Origin of the sequence: Psychrobacter sp. (assembly GCF_035469765.1) — a bacterium.
In the GTDB taxonomy this organism is placed as follows: Bacteria; Pseudomonadota; Gammaproteobacteria; order Pseudomonadales; family Moraxellaceae; genus Psychrobacter.
On sequence record NZ_DATIRM010000254.1, the window covers coordinates 1 to 1,783 of the forward strand.

Genomic DNA, 1,783 nt, shown 5'->3' on the forward strand with positions numbered 1-1,783 from the left:
GAAAACTATATGTAATCCCAATTTTATGTAGTCCTAGCTTTTGATACTTTATAAAAGATAAAAACAAACCTCCAACTCAGTAGCTGATTTGGAGGTTTTTATTTTGCTAATAATATTTAGCGTTATAATAAAATGGCTATAGTCAGGGAAAAGCAATATCGATACATAACGTACTGCTGATATCAATTTTTCTTGCTTGCTGTGCCTACGCAGACAGAGGCTGCAAAAAATTTATACCAGCAGTACCCTAGCGTTTTTAAGGTATTTTAACTATATTAATCTATTCACATCATTCACTTGGTTAAAATTAAATATGCAGAAAAATAATCTTGTCATTCTTATCCATGGTCTGCACCAAACGGCTTGGATCATGCGACCACTTGCCAAACGCTTGCAAACAGCAGGATTTGATACTCATCAATTTGGCTATCGTAGTATGCAAGATGGTATTCAAACCAATAGTCAGCGGCTTAATAAATGGCTTGAAGAAAACCATCATCCTGATGAGCCGATACATTTAGTCGGTCATAGCTTGGGCGGTTTGATTATTCGTGATTTTGTCACTCAGTACCCTAAGTGGCAAATTGGTCGTTGCGTGACCCTTGGGACACCGCATATGGGCAGTATTTGTGCTGATTATATTTGGCGACTGAGCCCTGCTATCGTTGGGCAATCGTACATCGATGCATTAGATGGCACCGTTGCGCCGTTACCTGAGCATATCACCCTTGGCGTGATTGCTGGGAATCGTCCATACGGTTTGGGTCAAATATTTCTGCAATACCACAATCGTAAATTACGCCAAAAAGATAGCCCATTGCTTGATGAGCATCTTGTACATGACGGCACCGTATATCTAAAAGAAACTAAGCTTGATGCAGCTACTGACCATTTAATCCTGCCTGTATCTCATACCGGCATGTTGATTGATAATAACGTTGCTAAACAGACAGGATATTTTTTACAGCATGGTCAATTTGAACGCAACTAAGTGTCAGGCGTTAAACCTTAGACATTGATACCCATGCCTTGCTGTAGCTCAGTTTTATGCGCTTCAATGACAGGAATAAAGGTGTACATCACCCAATCATGACGCCAGCCTTTTAATCCTTGCGGCAACTCGCTCATATCTTTATTAAACGCAATCACTTCATATAATTGCCCAAGCCATTTTTTACGCATCAAGACATTGGCAGGTACGCCGGTAGCTTTCGCTTGATCATCTATCGCTTGTTGCACCGCTTTTGATAGCACTTTATTTTTTGAGCGATACGGCGGTAATAAGCAATCAGGATATTCAGCAGGGTGAAGGCTTTTTGCCTCCTTTATCACTTTGAGTAGCTCTTCACCATACAATCGCAACATACTACGGTGCATAGTTGTTTTATGTGCCAGTTCACGCATACTGTTTGGTTTTTCAGTGATAATCTCACGCACGGCTTGTTTTTTTATCACAAAAGTACGTGGTTGATTGGTCGCGCGCGCCAGCTCTTCACGCCATGTGGCTACAGCCTGCAATATTGCCATTTGCTCAGAGGTATAGCGATAATCTGCCATGGTTAGATACATCTGCTCGTCTGCAACATTTTGAGCATCATATAAGTCATTGGCGTAAAGCTGACAGTCTTCCCAGACATACTCATAGAGACCTTGCTTTTTTAACTCGTATTCAAGACTCAAATATAACGCAGGTAAAAAGCGCACGTCATCAATCGCATATTGCTCTTGCTCATCAGATAATGGACGCTGTAGCCAATCTGACTGGCTGTGCTCCTTATCAATA

The 1,783-nt window shown here is 41.1% G+C and carries 2 protein-coding genes; one reads left to right on the forward strand and one right to left on the reverse strand.

Annotated elements, in window-relative coordinates; translation table 11 throughout:
* Window positions 1-313: 313 nt before the first annotated feature.
* Window positions 314-991 carry an esterase/lipase family protein gene (locus VLN09_RS07230; protein ID WP_325245086.1) on the forward strand — a complete coding sequence of 226 codons (678 nt, stop codon included), beginning with the start codon at window positions 314-316 and terminating at the stop codon, window positions 989-991.
* 17 nt (window positions 992-1,008) lie between these two features.
* Here VLN09_RS07230 and VLN09_RS07235 read toward each other — a convergent pair.
* Window positions 1,009-1,783, reverse strand: a 775-nt coding sequence (locus tag VLN09_RS07235) for an HRDC domain-containing protein (protein ID WP_325245088.1), incomplete at its 5' end; no start/stop codon positions are given.